20 protein-coding genes, 1 tRNA gene and 1 pseudogene are annotated in these 20,741 nt (G+C 36.7%); 19 read left to right on the top strand and 3 right to left on the bottom strand.

Annotated elements, in window-relative coordinates:
- The first annotated feature begins 87 nt into the window (after window positions 1–87).
- From EG348_RS20550 to EG348_RS20540, 3 genes are all read left to right on the top strand, one after another.
- Entirely contained in the window at window positions 88–3,051 is a 2,964-nt protein-coding gene (locus EG348_RS20550) for a tetratricopeptide repeat protein (protein ID WP_123984796.1), read from the top strand.
- Window positions 3,052–3,120: 69 nt separating this feature from the next.
- Window positions 3,121–4,878 (top strand): TonB-dependent receptor, encoded by a 1,758-nt coding sequence (locus EG348_RS20545; RefSeq protein ID WP_123984795.1) that lies wholly within the window; start codon window positions 3,121–3,123, stop codon window positions 4,876–4,878.
- Window positions 4,879–4,950: 72 nt separating this feature from the next.
- A tRNA-Arg gene (locus EG348_RS20540) sits at window positions 4,951–5,024 on the top strand.
- 625 nt (window positions 5,025–5,649) lie between these two features.
- Here EG348_RS20540 and EG348_RS21975 read toward each other — a convergent pair.
- The 3 genes and pseudogenes from EG348_RS21975 to EG348_RS20525 all read right to left on the bottom strand — a co-directional run.
- Window positions 5,650–6,381: pseudogene (locus EG348_RS21975) on the bottom strand (recombinase family protein); the annotation flags it as partial.
- A complete protein-coding gene (locus tag EG348_RS22015) occupies window positions 6,378–6,560 on the bottom strand; it encodes a recombinase family protein (protein ID WP_123984794.1) in 183 nt (60 codons plus the stop codon). The pseudogene EG348_RS21975 and the gene EG348_RS22015, both read right to left, overlap by 4 nt.
- Window positions 6,561–6,611: 51 nt before the next feature.
- Window positions 6,612–6,821 (bottom strand): hypothetical protein, encoded by a 210-nt coding sequence (locus tag EG348_RS20525; protein WP_123984793.1) that lies wholly within the window; start codon window positions 6,819–6,821, stop codon window positions 6,612–6,614.
- 479 nt (window positions 6,822–7,300) lie between these two features.
- On the opposite strand from EG348_RS20525, the gene EG348_RS20520 reads away from it, so the two are divergent.
- The 16 genes from EG348_RS20520 (at window position 7,301) to EG348_RS20445 (ending at window position 20,716) form a co-directional block, all read left to right on the top strand.
- The gene (locus EG348_RS20520) at window positions 7,301–7,732 is read left to right on the top strand and encodes a YybH family protein (protein ID WP_123984792.1); all 432 of its coding nucleotides are present in this window, start codon (window positions 7,301–7,303) and stop codon (window positions 7,730–7,732) included.
- 14 nt (window positions 7,733–7,746) lie between these two features.
- The gene (locus tag EG348_RS20515; RefSeq protein ID WP_123984791.1) at window positions 7,747–8,712 is read left to right on the top strand and encodes a zinc-binding alcohol dehydrogenase family protein; all 966 of its coding nucleotides are present in this window, start codon (window positions 7,747–7,749) and stop codon (window positions 8,710–8,712) included.
- Window positions 8,713–8,730: 18 nt separating this feature from the next.
- On the top strand, window positions 8,731–9,714 hold the full coding sequence (locus tag EG348_RS20510; protein ID WP_123984790.1) for an L-histidine N(alpha)-methyltransferase: 984 nt from the start codon (window positions 8,731–8,733) through the stop codon (window positions 9,712–9,714).
- A gap of 18 nt (window positions 9,715–9,732) precedes the next feature.
- Complete coding sequence (gene egtB / locus EG348_RS20505; RefSeq protein WP_123984789.1) at window positions 9,733–10,923, top strand: ergothioneine biosynthesis protein EgtB; 1,191 nt, start codon at window positions 9,733–9,735, stop codon at window positions 10,921–10,923.
- Between the two features lie 6 nt (window positions 10,924–10,929).
- Entirely contained in the window at window positions 10,930–11,937 is a 1,008-nt protein-coding gene (locus EG348_RS20500) for an aminotransferase class I/II-fold pyridoxal phosphate-dependent enzyme (RefSeq protein WP_123984788.1), read from the top strand.
- A 172-nt stretch (window positions 11,938–12,109) separates the two neighbouring features.
- Window positions 12,110–13,399: an NAD(P)/FAD-dependent oxidoreductase gene (locus EG348_RS20495; protein WP_123984787.1), complete on the top strand. Its 1,290-nt coding sequence runs from the start codon at window positions 12,110–12,112 to the stop codon at window positions 13,397–13,399.
- Between the two features lie 28 nt (window positions 13,400–13,427).
- Complete coding sequence (locus EG348_RS20490) at window positions 13,428–14,207, top strand: SDR family NAD(P)-dependent oxidoreductase (RefSeq protein WP_123984786.1); 780 nt, start codon at window positions 13,428–13,430, stop codon at window positions 14,205–14,207.
- A gap of 64 nt (window positions 14,208–14,271) precedes the next feature.
- A complete protein-coding gene (locus EG348_RS20485; protein WP_123984785.1) occupies window positions 14,272–14,829 on the top strand; it encodes an NADPH-dependent FMN reductase in 558 nt (185 codons plus the stop codon).
- Between the two features lie 209 nt (window positions 14,830–15,038).
- Window positions 15,039–15,497, top strand: a complete 459-nt coding sequence (locus EG348_RS20480) for a nuclear transport factor 2 family protein (RefSeq protein WP_123984784.1) — start codon at window positions 15,039–15,041, stop codon at window positions 15,495–15,497.
- A gap of 113 nt (window positions 15,498–15,610) precedes the next feature.
- Entirely contained in the window at window positions 15,611–16,486 is an 876-nt protein-coding gene (locus EG348_RS20475; RefSeq protein ID WP_123984783.1) for an alpha/beta fold hydrolase, read from the top strand.
- Window positions 16,487–16,507: 21 nt separating this feature from the next.
- Window positions 16,508–16,855, top strand: a complete 348-nt coding sequence (locus EG348_RS20470) for a nuclear transport factor 2 family protein (RefSeq protein WP_123984782.1) — start codon at window positions 16,508–16,510, stop codon at window positions 16,853–16,855.
- Window positions 16,856–16,903: 48 nt separating this feature from the next.
- A complete protein-coding gene (locus tag EG348_RS20465) occupies window positions 16,904–17,467 on the top strand; it encodes a PPC domain-containing DNA-binding protein (protein WP_123984781.1) in 564 nt (187 codons plus the stop codon).
- 5 nt (window positions 17,468–17,472) lie between these two features.
- On the top strand, window positions 17,473–17,967 hold the full coding sequence (locus EG348_RS20460) for a PPC domain-containing DNA-binding protein (protein WP_123984780.1): 495 nt from the start codon (window positions 17,473–17,475) through the stop codon (window positions 17,965–17,967).
- Between the two features lie 32 nt (window positions 17,968–17,999).
- Window positions 18,000–19,112: an NAD(P)-dependent alcohol dehydrogenase gene (locus EG348_RS20455; protein ID WP_123984779.1), complete on the top strand. Its 1,113-nt coding sequence runs from the start codon at window positions 18,000–18,002 to the stop codon at window positions 19,110–19,112.
- 69 nt (window positions 19,113–19,181) lie between these two features.
- Window positions 19,182–20,045, top strand: coding sequence for an alpha/beta hydrolase (locus tag EG348_RS20450; protein ID WP_164463329.1), 864 nt, complete (start codon window positions 19,182–19,184; stop codon window positions 20,043–20,045).
- Complete coding sequence (locus EG348_RS20445) at window positions 20,045–20,716, top strand: YoaK family protein (protein ID WP_123984777.1); 672 nt, start codon at window positions 20,045–20,047, stop codon at window positions 20,714–20,716. The genes EG348_RS20450 and EG348_RS20445 overlap by 1 nt, the downstream gene beginning before the upstream one ends.
- The last annotated feature ends 25 nt before the right edge of the window (window positions 20,717–20,741 follow it).

The following is a 20,741-nucleotide window of genomic DNA, read 5'->3' as shown; positions in this document are numbered from 1 at the left end:
GTTGATGAATTGTGGATAAAATCTGCCTAAAATTTAAAATACTTAGCCCATATTTCATGGCTTACCCATTTTAAAATTTGATATTAAATGAAATCAAAAAAAATACTTTTAGCAGCTGCTGTATTTTATTTCGGAATTTCCGAGGGACAGCAGTCTCAATACTTTACCCAGCAAGATAATTACAGGTTCAGTTTAGCCGAAAATCTTTATCAGACCAAAATATATAATGCTTCTCAGTACGAATACGCAAGACAATATTTTTATAACCAAAATTTGTCGAGGTCAAGAAAAGAAGCAGCACAGTTTTTTGATAACGTAATTGGAGTTATTCTTCAGAAAAATCATGCTGAAGAGGGCTTAACTGCCTTTATGAAAGAATATCCGAACTCTGCATATTTTGCTCAGGCGAATCTTCCTTTGGCGGATTATTATCTGGCTAAAAAAGATTTTCCTAAAGCGTTGGAAACTTTGAAAAAGGTTAACCAATATCAGCTTTCAAAAGAAGAGAATACGCAGTACATTTTGAAATTAGGTTATGCTAAATTCATGATGGGCGATTCTAAAGGTGCAACTGATGCATTGGAAGAAGCGTACAAAACTGCCGATGAGTCTCAAAAAGGCGATATTGCTTATATGTTGGGACATTTGTATTATTCTAACAGACAGAATGATAAGGCTTTCCAATACTTTGATTCTGTGAAAGATCAGCCGAAATATTCGAAGCTGGTTCGTCCTTATTATGTACAGATGTACTATAATGACAAGGATTATGATAAAGCGATTTCAGAAGGAAATGTTTTATTAAACGAAGATATTTCCGCTGCTTATAAAGCTGAAGTTCATAAGATTATTGGTGAAAGTTATTTCATGAAAAATGATTATACTTCTGCTTATCCTCACTTAAAAGATTACCTGAGTGTTCAGCAAAATCCATCTGAAAATGATCTTTATGAGATGGGATTTGTAGCGGCTCAGCTTAAAAAATATGATGAAGCGGTTTCTTATTATAACCAATTGTTAAACAGCAATTCCGCTTTGGCTCAAAATGCTTACTATCAGCTTGGAAATGCTTATTTGGCGGTTGATAAAAAGCAGGAGGCACTTTCGGCGTTCCGTTCGTCTTATCAGATGAATTATGACCCGAAGGTTAAAAAACTGGCTCATGAACAATACGCAAAGTTAAGCTACGATATTGGGAACCCGTTTGAAAGTCCGTCTGCAGTTATTCAAAGTTATATCAATGAAAACCAAAATGCTGCGAATGCTTCTGAAATGAGATCACTTTTAGTGAAATCATATTTGTATTCAGGGAATTTCAAAGAAACGCTGATTGCTATCGACAAGCTTCAAACTTCGTCTCCTGATATCGATAAGGTTGATCAGGAAGTTTCTTATTTGTTGGGAACGGAAGAATTCAACAAAGGGAATTATGATGAAGCTGAGAAATATTTCTTGAGAAGTTTAGGCTTTAATATTAATAAAGAATTTAATAACAGAGCTTTATATTGGTTGGGTCAAGTTTATTATCAGAAAGGAAATTATCCGTCTGCGATCGTTCGTTACGAAAAATTACTTACCGAAACTTTCCCTGAAAAACAGCAATTGCCTTACGATTTGGGCTATGCTTATTTTAAATCTAAAAAATTCGATCAGGCTGAAACTTATTTTAAGCAATATTTAACCAATCCGAAACCTGAGTTTAAAAATGATGCAGAACTTCGTTTAGCAGATATTCATTATGCCAATAATGACCTGAATGAAGCGATCGCGATCTATGATAAAAATGAAGATGCAACGGATTATACTTTATTCCAAAAAGCAATGGCTTTAGGATTTAAAGGAGATACACAGGCGAAAATTACCAACTTAAAAAATCTTCTATCTAAATATCCGGGCTCTGAATATTACGATGATGCTCAGTACGAAATGGGAACGGCTTATGCGGCTCAGGATGATTTTGCCAACTCAAATGACTTCTTCGGAAAAGTGATTAAAACTTCTTCTGATAAAGATTTGATCGCCAACGCATCAATTTACAGAGCTCAGAATTATATCGATCAAAATCAAAATGATAAAGCTTTATCTGAATTAAAATCTCTTGGGGATCAGTATAAAAATACAGCGTACGCAGAGAAAATCGTTCAGGCTGCAAAACCAATTTTCACTAAAAACGGAGATGTTGCAGGATATGAAAGTTTCGCTAAAAATATTGGAGTAAATATTGACGCTTCTGAGATCGATGAAATTAATCTGTCTACAGGAAAACAGTATTTCACCAAGAAAGATTATAAAAATGCAATTTCTTATTATGAGAAATATTTAACGCAAAATCCAACGGGAGAGGGACTTTATCAGGCTAAATATGAGCTAGGAGAAAGTTATTATCAAACTAAAAATACAACAAAAGCACTTTTAGTTTTACAGGAAGTTGCAGATGTTCAGAATGATTATCAGGATGATGCGCAGACTCGTTTAGCTCAGATTTATGTTGCTCAAGGAAACAATGCGGATGCTAAAAAATATTTGGAGAACCTTAAAAATTCTTCAGATGTCAACATTAAAAACTACGCGAATGTAGAATTAATGAAGATGTATGCAGACGAAAAGAATTTCTCTCAGGCTGAAAAATTAGCGGACGCAGTGATTTCAAACAATAAAAATTCAGCTGCCGTTATTGAAACTGCAAAAGTGATTAAAGCGAGAAGTTTGATGAATTCAGGAAAAGATAAAGATGCCCAAACGGCTTATACTTCTCTTGAAAAGTCTTCGAATACGGAAGTTGCGGCGGAAGCTCTTTATGCAAAAGCATTCTATCAAAATAAAGGAAAAGCTTTCAAATCTTCAAACGAAACGATCTTTAAATTGGCCAATAATTATTCTTCTGAGGAATACTGGGGTGCAAAAGCATTGGTGTTGATGGCGAAGAATTATGTAGGCTTAAAAGACAATTATCAGGCGAGTTATACTTGTGATCAGATCATTTCTAATTACAAAGATTTCCCTGAGATCGTGGCTGAAGCAAAAGAGGTTAAAAAACAGATTAAAAAGTAAAGTAGTAAAAAGGTAGCATGATTTAAGGCTTAGGATTTAGGAACGCTACATTTTAAATATTGATAAATTATGATGAAATATATTCTTCCAATCATATTTCTAGGGATGTCGTCGGTTGCGTTTTCCCAGATCAAAGAAGAAAAACTGATTCTTAATAAAAAAAGAGAACCGGAAGTAAAAAAGATCGAAAAGAAAAAAACTTCTGTGGAAACAATTAAGAATTATCCACCGGAAGAGAAATCTCAGAATCCTGTAAAATATACAATTACAGACGTTCCTGCGGTTTCAGACTTCAAAACTTCAACCATCCAGGGACAAGACGTTACGCCAAAGTTTGACGGAACGGCTCAAAATAATTATATCCAATTCGGAATGGGTAATTATGGTAAGATTTTGGGTGATATGAACATCTCAAAAACTCTTGAAAATAAACTAGAAGTTGGAGTAGATGCTCATTTTCTTTCTACCTTAGGGTTGAAAAAAGAATATGCTTGGGATTCTAAGCAGAGTGCTGCAACGATCGGAGCTTTCTTAAATTCTTACGGAGAAAAAGGGAAGTTCAACCTAAACGCTGAATATGGCTTAAATAATAACAATTACTACGGAATTTACGCTTTAGAGCCCGGAGATGTTGATTTGGATCAAAGAGTTAATCAGTTTAAAGTAAACGGTTATTATGACTTTTATTCAAACGAAATTTTAAATGATGTACGAGTAAAATCTTCCTTCTTAAAAGATCATTTTGAGGCTCAGGAAAATCAGGTTTCTATCTTGGCTAATTTGTCTAAACACGGCGTTGAGGTCGGAAGTTCAGGAATTGCTTTAAATGCAGATTTAGGAGTTGGTTTGGAAACTGTGAAGTCGGAATTTGACATCAGAGATAAAAACTCATCCAACTTTTTTAATACAAGTTTAACTCCGAAAGTTACCTTTAGAAAAGGAGATTCTTATTTAATGGTAGGTTCATCTTTTTCATTTTTGAATGCCAAAAACAATAATGCTTTAATGGCTGAGCAGATGAAAAATAGTAAAACGTATTGGTTCCCACAGGCTGAATTCCAGTTTGCGGCTGCGAAAGAATTTAAGTTTTATGGTGGAGTAGACGGAGGTTTGAAGTTAAATACTTATTCAGATCTTTTACAGCAAAATCCTTTTATTTTATCTGATCAATACTTAAAGCCGACTGAGACGAAATATCATTTCTATGTTGGTTTGAGAGGTGATATTGATGAGACTTTCAAATATGATTTCTCTGCAGGTTATGGAAAAATGAGAGATATTATGTTCTTTAAAGCGAATAGTCTGTTTGATGATACTTACACGCTTAACCGTTCGGCTTATAATTATGCGAATACTTTCTCTGCGATCTATGATGACGGAAATGTGAGTGATATCAAAGGAAGCGTGCAGTATTTCCCATTGGAGAATTTAATTTTAGATGCGGAAGTGAAGTTTACGAAATTTGACCTTAAGAATTACGAAAATATCTACAATGTCCCGTTACTGAATGCAAGTATTGGCGCTAAATATACCATGCTTGACAAAAAAATATTGTTGGGTTTCAAAGGGATTTTTGCAAGTGATAGAACGACCAATTCTTTTGCTATTGAGGGAATTGGAAGTCCAGCGCTCTATCAGTCAACAGAGAATACCGACGATAAAGTTGGTGGTTATGCAGATTTAAATCTTTCCGCAGAGTATAAAATTCATAAAAATTTCAGTATTTTCGCAATCGGAAACAATCTTCTTAACTCAAATTATCAAACGTACAAAGGATATAAAGTTCTTGGCGCACAGATTTTGGGAGGAGTGAAGATTACGTTCTAATATAAGTAATGAGCAATTGGTAATAAGTAATTTCAAATATTACTTATTATTTATTACCAATTGCTTTAAAACGGCTTCGTAGTTCAACTGGATAGAATATCGGATTTCGGCTCCGAGGGTTGGGGGTTCGAACCCCTCCGAAGTCACTTGGCGGGAAAAATCACTTTTAGGAGTGATTTTTCCTTTTTTTTTACTTTGTAATTGATTGTTAATTAATAAGATAGAGGAAAGAGCGGAATTGATCTGGGGTGTTCGAAAAGTTGTTTCTTGAAATTCGAGTTTTTCGGCAAAAATCGAACACATGACCGTTTTTTTAGTATCAGAATCGCCTGTAGTGTAGATCTGAGAGAGATTTGGTAATACTTTTAGCACTTGATCAAGTTTTGTTCTGATATCGCTATTTTTACCAGTTAGCTTTTGATCCTGTAGATGCATTTCTAATACATCAATTTTCTTTTTACTTTCATTTTTAATCAACTGATAATCTTCAAAATCCAATTTGTCCTCTAAATATTTTTCTCTGGCACTATTTAGACGATTATTCAAGTTGATAATTTTTGAAGAAATTTCCTTTCTCTTCAAGTCGAGACCTTGATGAATATTTTTGAAATTGATCAAAAGTATTTCCTTAATAAGTTGACCAAATCCAGTATGACACTCATATTTTTTTAGCTCTTTTATAAATGCGTCATTAACCATGTCAGAGCCATATCTGTATCCACATCTGGATTTGCAGTGATAATAATAGTAAACATTCTTTTTACCTTTCGATCCGCTACCGGTAATGTGCCCTCCGCATTTTGGACATTTTAAAAAACCTCTTAACGGAAAATGGTTATGGGCAATAATTTTTCCTTGTGGCCTTTCTTCCCAAGTTTTTCCACTTAATACCTTCTGTACTTTATTAAAAAGTGATTCCGAAATCAAACTTTCATGGGTAGCTTCAACAAGACAGGCTTCTTCATCTTTGTAAGCTTTAATAAATATTTTACCACAGTACATAGGATTTTTTATTGCCCTGTAGAATGATGTACTGCTAATGTTTGCACCCTCCATAGCATTCATCTTCAACCTTATTTGATTGATGGAGTATTTACCTTTAGCGATCTCATTAAATGCCCAGAGCATATTCGAAGCTTCCGGCTCTTTAAGACCAACATATTTTCTACCATCTTCTGTACACTTATTGACATAGCCGTACGAAGCTGTTCCCATAAGCCTTCCTTCTTTCTGAGCTCTTCTCATCCCATAAAAAGTATTTAGAGCTCTTCGATCATTTTCAACTTCCGGAGCTGCCAAATAGATTGCCAGCATCATCTTATTTTCCGGAATAGACATATCTAGAGGTTGCTCGATTGCTTGGGGTGAAATGTTGTTGCCTAGCAGCAATTTAATCATCTGATAAGCATCACCGGCATTTCTGCTAAAGCGATCCCACTTTGTAAACAGAACTAAATTTGATTTAAGACTTCTTTTTTTAATGTGATCAATATATTTTGTCATTTTGTCCACTCCGGTCTATTAAAATTTTTTGCAGAATGGTCCTCAAATATTACCTGACCGATCGTAATCTGGTTTTGATTGCAATATCTTTCCAATCTTTCATGCTGATCTCTTTGTGAATAACCTTTATCAGCTTGTTCATCTGTAGAAACTCTAATATATAAATCTGCTATTAGCATAGTAGTAAGTTTTATATTAACATTTTGGCTATCAGGCTAATGTAGTAGAATTTATTTTAAAATATAGTTTTTAATAATAAGATCTGCCAACTGATGTGCAAAATCCATTATACTTCTGATTTCGTCATCAGATGGATTTAACCCAGATTCCGTCAGAATTTTTTTAGATTTTTCAAAAGAAATTTTTTTTAAGATATTCTGAGTGTAGTCAATAATTCTACCCTCCAATCTTTTTTTCTGAATGTTTTTTTGTGAAGTCATCTTTTTCATAAGCACTCATCATATTTAATTTATTATGTAAGAGATAATCTCAAACTATAGATCAAATTATAGTGCTATGTTATACAATATGAAAATATGCCAGATCTCGGTATTCTTTGTCTTAGAGTGTCTTTTTTAGTACGGAATAATCTTTAGTTAGAATAATTGGTAATATACAGAATCTAAAGAAATAGCGATATATATAAATGATTATTGATAAAGAATTTGGATTTTAAAATAAGTAAGTAGATAACTTAACAGGACTCTATTCAAACCATTTATTAGCAGATATAGATGATATTTTGAAGGTTTTGAATGCCGTTTAAGTTTGCGTAGATGACTAAGCTTACTTTTTTTCATTAAGAATATAATTTGAGCTTTTCAAAAACTTAAACTAGTTCAATAGTATTTCTTGCATTTGTTTATTGGCAACCTTTATTTTAAATAGTCAATTTTGTCATTAGATTCTTAAGAAACAAATGGACGTAAACGAAATAATATTTAATTTAGAAATGATGAGTCATCACGAAAACGTAATTAAGGAGAGCATTCAAAATTTTGAATCAGCTCTTAATTCAGGAAATATCGACAGTGTGCTATCCTTTTATTCAGAGGATGCCATCTTTATGCCTGATGGTTTCCGCTCATTGAAGAGAGGGGAAATTGGAAGATCAAATTCGAATTTTCTTACAGAAAAAGACTTTAAAATTAAGTTTGATAATTTGAAAATTGATGTCAACGATAATTATGGATTTGTTGAAGCAGTTGCAAATACATCTTCAATCGATTTAAAAGATACATCAAGAGTACAAAAGACAAGCAGAGATTTTTTTGTGCTTCGACAGGAAGAAAACCAATGGAAAATATTCAGTTACATTTTCAATAATGTAACAGTTTCACAAACTTCATAACATAACATAAGATTATGAAAGCTGCTGTTTTATACCGTGCAGGCGGACCCGAGAATTTGCGTTTGGAAAAAAGAGAAATTCCGTTACCGAAACAAGATCAGGTTTTGGTTAAGATAAAAGCTTTCGGACTGAACCGTTCGGAGATAATGACTAGAAAAGGCTACTCCGAAAGTATCCATTTCCCCAGAATATTGGGAATTGAATGCGTGGGCGAGATTGTTGAAGATCCTTCAGATGAATTTCAAAAAGGTCAAAAGATTGCCGCATTTATGGGCGGAATGGGGCGTGATTTTGATGGAAGTTATGCTGAATTTGCAGTTTTACCTAAATCAATTATCAGTTCTTTTGAAAGTGACCTTCCCTGGGAGACACTTGGTGCTCTACCGGAAATGTTCCAGACGGTTTACGGCTCGCTGCATTCTGCGTTGAAAATTAAAAAAGGAGAAACAATTCTCATCCGAGGGGGAACTTCTTCGATTGGCCTTTTAGCAGCTGAATTTGCAAAATCAAAAGGCCTGAAAGTCATTAGTACAACCAGAGATATCAACAAAACAAATTTATTGATTGAAAACGGAGCCGATGAAGTGTTGATCGACGATGGAGATCTTTCACAACAAATTTCGAATCAAAACCTAAAAATCGATAAGATTCTAGAGTTGGTGGGAACATCCACTTTAAAAGATTCATTAATATCGGTAGTACGAGGTGGAATCGTTTGTATGACCGGAATGCTTTCTGAGCAGTGGTCTATCAAAGATTTTGCACCGATGGATCATATTCCGGCTGCAACTTTTCTCACGGTTTACGACAGCGGGCATATGAGGGTTGAGGGAAAATATTTTCAGGATTTTATTAATGAAATCGAAAATGGAAACATTCATCCGAAAATCAAGAAGGTCTTCAAACTGGATGAAATTGTAGAAGCCCACATTTTTATGGAATCCAATTCCGGTGGCGGCAAGATAGTTGTAGTTCTCTAAAACCAAAAAACAATATTTATGAATTCACAGGTGGAAACAGAGTTTCAAACGAAAAACAAATCCAAGGAAACTTTTCTGGCGGACGTTCTGGAAGGCTTGAACAGCACTCCAAAAAAATTATATTCAAAATATTTTTACGATGAGGCAGGTGACAGACTTTTCCAACAGATCATGGATATGCCCGAGTATTATCTCACCAATTGTGAACTAGATATCTTCAAAAATAAAACTGAGATATTGGCAAAAAGCATTCTGATAGATAATGAGCCTTTCGATCTGATAGAATTGGGAGCCGGCGATGCAATGAAATCCAGTTATCTGCTTGAATACCTAACTAAAGAAAATATCGATTTTACGTATATGCCAATTGATATTTCCGGACATATTTTGGATGAATTAAGTGAAAAGTTCAGCAGAGATTTGCCAGATTTAGAGGTCAAAACTTTGGAAGGCGATTATTTTGATATGCTCGACAAGGCAATGGCAATCTCGCAAAGAAGGAAAGTAGTTTTGTTTTTGGGCGGCAATATCGGCAATATGGATTTGGAAGAATCCTACCATTTCTGCAGGGAATTGAGGAGAAAACTGAATCGTGGCGACATTCTTCTGATTGGTTTCGATTTGAAGAAAAATCCACACACTATCTTAAATGCATACAATGATCCTGCAGGAATCACATCATCCTTCAACCTGAATCTTCTCATCAGAATGAACCGCGAATTGGAAGCTGACTTCGATGTTTTGAATTTCCAGCATTACCAAACCTACGACCCCATATCAGGCACTTGCAAAAGTTATCTCGTGAGTCTTACGGAGCAAAATGTACACATCGGAAACCAGGTTTTTCACTTTGGAGAAAATGAGCTGATCGATATGGAAATCTCACAAAAATTTGCGCAAGAAGATATCAGCAAACTTGCAAGGGATGCCAAATTTCATATCATTGATGAAATACACGATTCCAAAAATTGGTTTGTAGATTCTATTTGGCAGGTTCTGTAATTTTAAAATTAAATTCCAATGAAAACAAATTCCGTTTTAACCATATCAAATTCCATAACCAATTGGGCCGAGAAATATTCAGAAATTAGAAATCATTCTGTCGAGATTTGCAGACCTCTGGAAATCGAGGATTACGTGGTTCAACCGATCGTTGATGTGAGTCCACCGAAATGGCATTTAGGACACACGACCTGGTTTTTCGAAACTTTTATTCTGATTCCGAATGTTCCGGATTATCAAGTTTTTGATACACAGTATAACTTTGTGTTCAACAGTTACTACGAAACAGTAGGAGCGAGGGTAATCCGTACTCATAGGGGGAATTTGAGCCGACCGTCTGTCTCTGATATTTATAAATACCGAAAATATGTGGACGAAGAAATGCAGGATTTTCTTCAAAGTGAATTTTTAACGGAAGAAATCAAACCTTTATTAGAACTCGGACTCAATCACGAGCAGCAACATCAGGAATTATTACTGACGGATATCAAATATATTTTAGGTCACAATCCGCTTTTCCCAGTTTACAAAAATGAAGATATTTCTAAAAAAGAACATTCTGAAAATATTGAAATGATTCAATTTTCTGAAGGTGTTTACGAAATCGGTTTTGAAGGTGAAAGTTTTTGTTTTGATAATGAATTGGGAAGGCACAAAGTTTATTTGAATGATTTTCAAATTGCTGATCGTTTAGTTTCCAATTCGGAATATCTAGAATTTATGGAAGCTGGAGGTTATGCAGATTTCAGACATTGGCACGCCGAAGGTTGGGATTGGGTGAAACAGAATGAAGCAAAATCTCCTTTATATTGGCATTTGATTGACGGGAAATGGATGAATTATACTTTGAATGGATTACAAGAATTAGATTTGAATGATTCAGTTTGTCATATCAATTTTTACGAAGCTTCAGCGTTCGCTTCGTGGAAAGGAATGCGTTTGCCAACCGAAGCGGAATGGGAAGTTGCTTCCAATCATTTCGAATGGGGAAGCCGCTGGGAATGGACGAATTCTGCCTATTTGCCTTATCCCGCATTTAAAAAAGAAGCCGGCGCAGTAGGCGAGTACAACGGAAAATTTATGGTCAATCAAATGGTTCTGCGGGGCGCATCTGTTGCTACGCCAATCGGACACAGCAGAAATACGTACCGTAATTTCTTCCAAACCAGCTTGAAATGGCAGTTCACCGGAATCAGACTTGCTCAATAACTGCCTATGATTACAGTAGAATCGGTTTCAAAAAATTTCAACGGAAAATCAGCAGTAGACACTATTTCTTTTCAGGCCAATGATAAGGAAATTTTGGTGCTTTTGGGAACCAGCGGTTGTGGAAAAACAACAACCCTGAAAATGATTAACCGATTAATAGAGGCTGATTCGGGAAATATTTTAATTAATGGAAAAAATATCCATGACCAGAAAGTGGAAAACCTAAGATTTGGTTTGGTTGAGAATGATCTGATCTACGAAGGTGGGAATTATCAAATCGATTTCGATGATTTGGAGTTTAAAGCTTCAAATCCTGATACAAAATTGCTGTTACTTTGCAATCCTCATAATCCGGTTGGCAGGGTCTGGAAAAGAAGTGAACTTGAAAAAATTGCGGATATCTGCTCGAAACATCAATTGATAGTTGTTTCAGACGAAATCCATGCTGATCTGGTCTTTGAAGGGCATCAGCATATTCCTTTCATAGCAATTGCTGAAAATTACAATCTACAATCGGTGACTTGCGGTTCGCCCTGTAAAACATTTAATCTTGCGGGTTTGCCGATCTCTTACATCATTTCTAAAAACAAAGAAATTTTAAATAAAATCCATAAAACCTTTGAAGTTCAGGAAACCAGTTATCCGAATCCCATCGCTGCCAAAGCATTGATTGCTGCCTATCAAATTGGAAAGCAATGGATGGAGGAATTGAAAATTTATCTTTATGAAAACTATCAGTATTTTGTAGAATTCATCGCTGAAAACTTACCTCAAATCAAGGTTCTTCCATTAGAAGCAACATATTTGGTCTGGCTGGATTGTCGTTCATTAAATGAAACTTCCGAAGAATTATCCAAAATTTTGCTAGAAGAAGAAAAACTCTGGGTCAATCCAGGAACGATGTATGGAGCAGCTGGCGAAGGATTTTTGAGAATTAATATTGGCTGTCCCAAAGAATATTTAGTTGATGGTTTGAACCGATTGCAAAGGTTTTATTTGAACTTCGGATATTGAAATATTTTAAGGTCTCCCATTATTACTACCTGAGAGAATCAATCTTTTAGATATATACTACTTCCATTTGCACATTGCAATGGACTTACGATCATAGTAAATTTGTTAAGGTTAACGGTTACATTTTTGTATATGAAAAGCAAATTTGTAGTCACACCTTAATCATTTTTATATGAAAACGTACCAAGAAAATACCATCATCATAGGCGGTGGTTTCGCTGGAATCGAAATAGCTGAAAAACTTCTCAAATCAGGTTATCAATCCAATATCATTTTAGTGGATAAGAACAACTACAACTTCTTTCCACCATTGCTTTATCAGGTAGCAACGGGATTTTTGGATGTATCCAACATCAGTTATCCTTTCAGAAAATTTTTCAGAAACCATCCTAATTTTCTATTCAGAATGGGAGAACTTCTGGAGATCAAACCGGAAGAAAATAAGGTGATTTTGAATAATGGCGAACTTACTTATTCAAAACTAATTATAGCCACAGGAACGGTAAGTAACTATTTCGGGAACGAGAACATCAAGAAAAATGCTTTGCCGATGAAGACCATCGATGATGCGATCAATCTTAAAAACACCGTTTTGGATAGACTCGAAAAAGCATCCAGAACAGTTGATACTCAGGAAAGAAAAAAACTGACCACTTTCGTAGTGGCAGGCGGCGGACCAACAGGCGTAGAAATTGCCGGAATGCTAAGCGAGCTTAAGCAGAATATCCTTCTCAAAGATTATCCGGAACTGAATAATGTCCCATTTGATATTCACTTGATCGATGGTTTGCCAACAGTTCTCGCTCCTATGAGCAAGGCTTCACAAGAATATGCTACCCAGTCTTTACAGAAAATGGGCATCAATATAAAATTAGGACAGTTGGTAAAAGATTATGTAGATGATATCGTCTATATAGCGGATGGAACGGAGATTGAAACCAAAAACCTACTCTGGACAGCTGGCGTTACAGCTCTTGTTTTCAAGGGCATTCCGGCGGCGAGTTATGGAAGAGGAAAAAGATTGATTGTAGACGATTACAATAAAGTTGCTGGAACCGAGAATATTTATGCCTTGGGAGATACAAGTTTAATGACAACAGATCCTGCGTTTCCAAATGGTCATCCGCAATTGGCTCAGGTTGCGATTCAGCAGGCAACTTTACTTTCAAAAAACCTGAATGCAATGTCAAAAGGCAGTTCGCAAAAAGCTTTTGTCTACAATGACAAAGGATCAATGGCGATCATTAGCAGAAACAGGGCAGTGGCGGATCTTACGGCTGGTCCGTTCAAACATTTCAACGGATTTTTTGCGTGGTTGATCTGGGTGTTTGTGCACTTGTTTTCTTTGATCAATCTAAGAAATAAAGTCACTACTTTTTTCAATTGGCTGAATGCTTACACGACCAAGGATCAGCCTTTGAGAATGATCGTCAACTTTAAAAATAATAAAAACGAAAATTAATTATAAATCAATTCAAAAAATAGAAATTATGTCAAATTTAAAAGATCAAGTGGTATTTGTAACTGGTGCCGGTGGAGGAATAGGAAAAATTATTGCAATCGAATTTGCTAAGTTAGGTGCGTCTGTGGCCATTGCCGATCTCAATGAAGAACTTTTGAAAACTGCAGTGAAAGATATAGAAGGATATGGTGGAAAAGCTTTAGGGTTAGTTGCCAATGTGACCGATCTGGAATCTATGAGAGAAGCACTCAAAAAAGTGGTTTCTACCTTTGGTAGATTGGATGTAGCTGTGAACAATGCAGGCGTTGTAGGAATCGGTAGCATCGAAGAAATAGAACCTGCTGACTGGGATAAAATAATGTCGGTAAACAGCAAAGGTGTATTCGTAAGTACAAAAGCTGAGCTTGAAATTATGAAACCGCAAGGTTCGGGTGCAATCATCAACAGTGCTTCTATTGCAGGGAAAATGGGAATGGCACATCTGTCTCATTATGTTGCTTCTAAATTTGCAGTGATCGGTTTTACGAACAGTATTGCAAAAGAGGTAGCGACAACAGGAATCACGGTCAATGCCATCTGTCCGGGAATCGTAGGAACAGGAATGTGGCGAGGAGAAGGCGGTGTAGCAGACCGATGGAAACTCGAAGGTGAGACCGAAGAGCAATCCTGGGAAAGAAACAAAACGTCGTTGATTCCTCAAGGCATCGACCAAACACCTCAAGATATTGCGGACGCTGTGATATTTATTTCTCAGGCAAAACATATGACAGGTCAGGCCGTTGCGATCGATGGTGGTATGACGATGTAATTATTGTATTCTAATTTAAATTTTGCAGTCAATTGGCTGCAAAATTTCTAAAAAAAATAAAGCTATGAGCAAAGTAATCGGAATTATTGCAGGAAGCCTGCGAAAAGAATCATTTTCAAAGAAAGTTGGCAAGACACTTTTAGATCTTGCACCGGACGGATTTGAGTTTAAATTAATTAATCTAAGTGATATTCCACTGTACAATCAGGATTTTGATGACCACAACGAAGTTCCTGAAGTCATCACAAAGTTCAGAACAGAAATGGCAAATGTTGACGGCGTGATCTTCGTTACTCCGGAATACAACAGGTCGGTTCCCGCAGTTTTGAAAAATGCGATCGATGTAGGTTCCAGACCTTATGGAAAAAGTGTTTGGGATAAAAAACCGGCTGCGATCTTCAGCAATTCACCTGGGAATCTTTCAGCTTTTGGGGCGAATCACCATTTGAGACAAAGTCTTGTCTTTCTCAATATGCCGACAATGCAACAACCTGAAGTTTATATTGCGCACGTCAATGACCTCTTTGATGAGGAAGGAAATATGAAAGAAGGCGGCACCAAGGATTTTACCAAAAAAGCCGTGGAATCATATATTGTGTGGTTTAATAAAAACGCTGAGTAGCATTGGATTTCGCAAGCGCATTAACATAGATCAACGCGATTTCTTAAACTAGATTATGGGTACGGGAAATGGATTTGTAAGAAATTTGTTGTATAAAATCAGCAAGGTTACTACAGATTATTTGATATCAAGCTGATAGATTAAGTATAATTAATAACTAAGCGGTACTACCGTAAATAAATATAATTAAATAATTAAAAAAAATAAATATGAAAACACCAATTGAGGTCATTGAAGAATTTTTGGCCAATACTACAAATCCAGATGTAATGAGACCGCTAATCACACCAGATGCAACTTACATTTCTCTGAATTTTAACAATCCTGAGTTACAGAGGATCTTACCTTGGACGGGAACACACGAAGGCTCTCAGGCATTCATTGATACATTCGCTGGGGTCAATGAGTTCTGGACAATTCAGGATTTCGGAGTTCAGGATATTTTTTCAGAAGGTGAGAAAGTAGCAGTATTCGGAACTTTTACCTACACATCCAGAACATTGGATAAAAAAGTGACTTCGCCATTTTCAATTTTAGCGAAAGTTAAAGACGAAAAAATTTATCACTTTATGTTTATGGAAGATACGTTTGCCACAGCAGGTAGTTTCCGTGTAACGCCGGCAGGAACTTTTAATAGTGATCCCAAAGCAGGGGAATTCGAACTTTAAAAATAATAAGATCTTTTTCAAAACAACAATTGAAAAAAATGACCATTTTGTAGGTGTTGAACTTTCAATTTATAAAAGTATTTGAAAAGATGTTATCAACTATATCTGAAAAAATGAAAAAATCACTTTTGATCTTGCTTCTCATAGCCATTAATATTTTTGGTTTTGCGCAGAAATCTGAATTATCTCCATTACGTTATTTTATGCAGGGCAACGCCACTGCAAGTTCTGTCCCTTACGGAAATAATCAATCTGCTGGACATTATGTGAAGTCTGATGACGCCAAGATTTATTATGAAGTTTATGGAAAAGGAAGTCCGATTGTTGTACTGCACGGCGGGATCGTCGGTTCACCTTTGGAAATGGGTCAGCTGATCGACAGTCTTTCTCAGAAACATCAGGTCATCTCCATCTCTACACGCGGACACGGAAGATCGGAAATGGGTAACAAAATTCCGAGCTATGAGCAGAAGGCCAAAGATGTGAATGCAGTTCTTGAAAAAGTGACCAAAGAAAAAGTGACGATTGTAGGCTTTAGTGATGGCGCTTATACAGGTTATTTTTTCGCTGAGCAATATCCAGACAGAATTGAAAAGCTTGTTGCCATCGGAGCAGGAGAGTGGAAGAAAGGTTTCCGTGAGTTTAAGATGGATTATAAAACCTTTTCCGCAATGGACGAGCTGTTTTGGAAACAACAAATGGCCTTACGACCGGAACCGAAAAGAATAGACGAATGGTTCAGCACTTTAAGCAGCTACTACAACGATCTTAATATCGATAAAACCATTTTAGGACAAATCAAATGTCCGGTCTTGGTGATGGCTGGTGAAAAAGATCAGAATGCACCTTTCGACACTGTGATCACAGCGTACAAAATGATTCCAAATGCTCAATTATCCATTATTCCAAATGCGCCTCATCCTGCATTTTTGGTAAATTTTGATGCCGTTTGGACGAGTATGAAACCTTTTTTAGATCAGAACAATTAATTTAAAATATATAAAATCAAAATGGAAAACAACGTAGAACAGATCCTGGTACATCATTTAACAGCTTTCGGAAACAATGACCTGGATGCGATCGTAGAAGATTACACAGAAACTTCTGTGCTTTTTACACCCAAAGGAATTGTAACAGGTTTGGATAATATCCGTCAGTTTTTTGTGGAATTCTTTGCTGTGATCCCGACAGGTTCAGCTTTCGGGATGGATCAGAAACTAATTGATGGAAATGTAGCGTACATCCTTTGGAACAGTGATTCAGACCTAGCTCAGATTCCTGTAGGAACAGACACTTTCGTGTTTGAAGGTGATAAAATTAAATATCACACTGTAGCAGATTACAGGATTGCAAAATAAATTTAAGACCTGATGATTCGGGTCTTTTTTGGTTATAAATAGTACATTATGAAAAACTTAATAAAGATTGCTCTGTGTATTTTGACAACAATGGTTTTGTTCAATACCAAAACGTATGCGCAAGAATATGCCGACACCACCAAAACACTGGAAGATGGTAAAGCACCAGGCTTAAAGGTGAAATTATTAAGCACCGTAGGTCAGACAAAAACCTATCTCCTCATCTTTACAAAGGGTGACGAGATTGTAGCCGGACTGACGGAGTTTGTCAAGAAAAACAATATCAAAAGTGGTCACTATACAGGTTTGGGGGATGCATTATCTGCAAAAGCAGGCTGGTTTGATTACGATAAAAAGAAATTTAAGGTCATCCCAATTGGCGTTTCGGAGGTTTCTTCTTTTACGGGAGATATTGCCTGGTTCAAAGGAAAACCAATTGCTCATACACATTTTAGTGCTGCAATTGAAGATGGCTCGGTGAAAGGCGGACATCTTTTGGAATTATTCTGCGGACCGACAATGGAAATTATTTTGGTTGAAGAGCCCGTGTCGCTTTACAAAAAATTAGACCCGGAATTTAATGCTGCATTGATCGACCCGGATTTAAAATAAACAATATGGAATCACAATACAAATCTATTGAAACGGTAATAGAATCAGGAAAAGCACCTGGATTGAAAGTAAAACTTCTAAGTGAAATTGGCGGTGTGAAAACCTATATGCTTGTTTTTGCGAAAGGCGATGAAGTCGTTTCCGGATTTACAGATTTTGCTAAGGAATACGACATCAAAAGTGCCCATTACCAAGGTATAGGAAGTTCATTCGAAACAGAATTAGGTTGGTTTGATTTTGACCGTCAGGAATATCTGGTGAACACTGTCGGTGTTGCAGAGGTAACCTCGATCATTGGAAATATCACCTGGTACGAAGGAAAACCGGTAGCACATACTCACACGACTGTTTCTTTAAAAGATGGAAGCGTTAAAGGTGGACATTTACTCAAAATGATTGTCGGGCCAACCATAGAGATTGTTCTGACTGCAGAACCTACTTATCTCTATAAAAAATTAAATCCGGAGTTCAATGCTGCAGCCATCGATCCGGAATTATAAATAATAAAACAAACAAATTAAAAATTAACATTATGGAAATTACAGCAGCTATCGTAAAATCACAAGGTAGCGAATTCGAATTGGAAAAAGTAACGTTGGACGAGCCGGGTGCTGAAGAAGTGCTTGTAAAGATTGTTGCAACAGGGATCTGTCATACCGATATGGTTGCGCGCGACTTTATTATGGGTTCACCTGATTTTCCTGTGATCTTGGGTCACGAGGGAGCAGGTGTTATTGAAAAAGTAGGAAGAGATGTTCATCATTTGAAAGTAGGTGATCACGTGGTATTAACTTACGGATTCTGTGGCGAATGTGAGATCTGCCGAACAGGAAATCCGGCTTACTGCTACGAGTTTTTTGACCGTAACTTCTCAGGAGCTAATATCGAAGGGCATCACCACCACCACGATCACGAAGGGAAAGATATCAATGATAATTTCTTTTCTCAGTCTTCCTTTGCAACATATTCTATCGCTCACAAAAACAATGTGATCCCCGTTCCTAAGGATGCGCCATTGGAAATTTTAGGGCCACTAGGTTGCGGAATCCAAACTGGTGCAGGTGCTGTAATCAATACACTAAAGATCAAAGTGGGAAGTTCTATCGTGATCTCCGGAACTGGTGCTGTAGGTCTTTCTGCTGTTATGGCAGCGAAAGCTTCATCTGCAACGGTTATTATTGCTGTAGACATCAATGATGATAGATTGGCTTTTGCTAAGGAATTAGGTGCGACTCATACTATCAATTCACTGAATGAAAATGTAAGAGAAAAGATCCGTGAGATCCTTCCAAATGGTGTTCAGTTTGCCGTAGATACAACGGGTAGAAGTGAAGTGATCAACAATTCATTGAACAGTTTGGCTCCTGTTGGAGAAATGGCGATCATCGGCGTTGCGACCAAACCATTGGAATTGGAAACGAATATCTTCTTGACCAAAGGGTATAAAATAAAATTTGTAAACCAAGGCGATAGCGTATCTGAGGAGTTCATTCCGAAATTGATCAAAATGTATCTTCACGGACAGTTTCCTTTTGATAAATTAATTAAAACTTATGCTTTCGGAGATATCAATCAGGCAGTTGAAGATTCTGAAAAAGGAAGAACCATCAAAGCAGTTCTGAAAATTGGAGAGTACAATAAATAAAAAAATTAGAAAAGCCTTACACCTGTTTAAGCGACAGATTGTATGGCTTTAATTTTAAATCTAAATATTATGAGAAAATTAAAATTTATTTTAATGCTGATTGCAATGTATTCCGGATTGTCAGCTCAGCAGAATGTTATTTTACCAATCAATGGTATAGTAAACAAAGATACCGGAAAGGAAGAAAAAACTTTGACAATGGATCCAAAGTCGGATAGTCGCACGCTCTACAATGTAACAGTTCCAAGTCTAGCCATTTACAAACCGGAAGGTGTGGCATCCAACGGGACTGCGGTTCTTGTGGTTCCCGGCGGTGCGTTTCATATTCTGGCTTATGACGATGAAGGCGTGAAAATTGCAAGATCACTAGCAGCAAAGGGCTATACAGCAGCGGTGTTGAAGTACAGATTGGTGAAATTGGAAGGGAAAGACCCGTTCGGGAAACTGATGGAAAACGCCAAGAACTTCGATGTTCTGGAATCTATAATGGCTCCCGTTGTACCATTGGCAATTGAAGACGGAAAAGAAGCAATGAAATATCTTAAATCAAATGCGACAGCTTTAGGTTTTAACAAAGATAGAATTGGGGTCGTCGGTTTTTCGGCAGGAGGAACTATTGCAGCAGCAATTGCTTTGGATAGTGAGGTTCGCCCATTGTTCAGTGCACCGATCTATCCTTATTTGGGACCTGTGATGAAAACTCTGATCCCTGCAGATCCTTCGCCAATATTCATTGCAGTTACGCAGGATGATGATTTCGGATTTGATGTCAATTCTGCCAAATTCTATGAGAACTGGAAGGCTGGAAAAGGTCTTGCGGAACTTCATATTTACACCAAAGGACGCCACGGATTTGCAAGCAAAACGCAGGGACTTCCTGTCGATCATTGGGAAGAGAGATTAATGGAGTGGCTGACCGCAATGAAATTTTAATGAAAAGAGATTTCATTTTTTACACATCCATTCTGATGGCATTCAGTGCAGGATTTGTGGACGCAAGTACGTTTACGACTGCCGACGGTCTCTTTTCCGCCCACGTTACGGGAAATTTTGTCGTGTTTGCCTACAAACTGGCAAATCATCCCACACTCAGCGATTTTATCAATCTGCTGAGTTTTCCTGTTTTTATTCTGGCGGTTTTGTTGACAGGCAAGATAAACAGCTTTTATAAGAATGAAAAGGGATTATCTGTTTTCATCGGGATATTTCTGCTTGTAGCGGGCATTATTGCATATTTTCTAACGCAGCAAGGCATCCAATCAGGATTTTTGTATCATACGATGCTGATGCTCATTGTCTTTTCAATGGGAATTCAGAATACGGTGAACAGATTGTACGGGAGTTCTGCTTTCGGACCTACGACGGTGATGACGGGAAATGTGACGAAGGCAACTTTAGACCTTTTCAATTATTTTTCAGGAGAGCACACGGCTGAAAAATTATTACTGATCAGACGTTCGTTGGTTCTTCTGACAGGTTTTTTGGTTGGATGTATTTTGGGTGCATTGATTTCATCCCGATATGGATTGGTGTCAATGCTCATTCCGGGAATAATCATTGTGATCTACTACACTGTGTTTTTTAAAAATACACAAAAGGTTTAGATTGGTTTTTTATGATTAATTAAAT

The organism is Chryseobacterium sp. G0201 (assembly GCF_003815655.1).
Lineage (GTDB): Bacteria > Bacteroidota > Bacteroidia > Flavobacteriales > Weeksellaceae > Chryseobacterium.
Note: the sequence above shows the minus strand (reverse complement) of the source record. Positions and strands in the feature narration are given on the sequence as shown.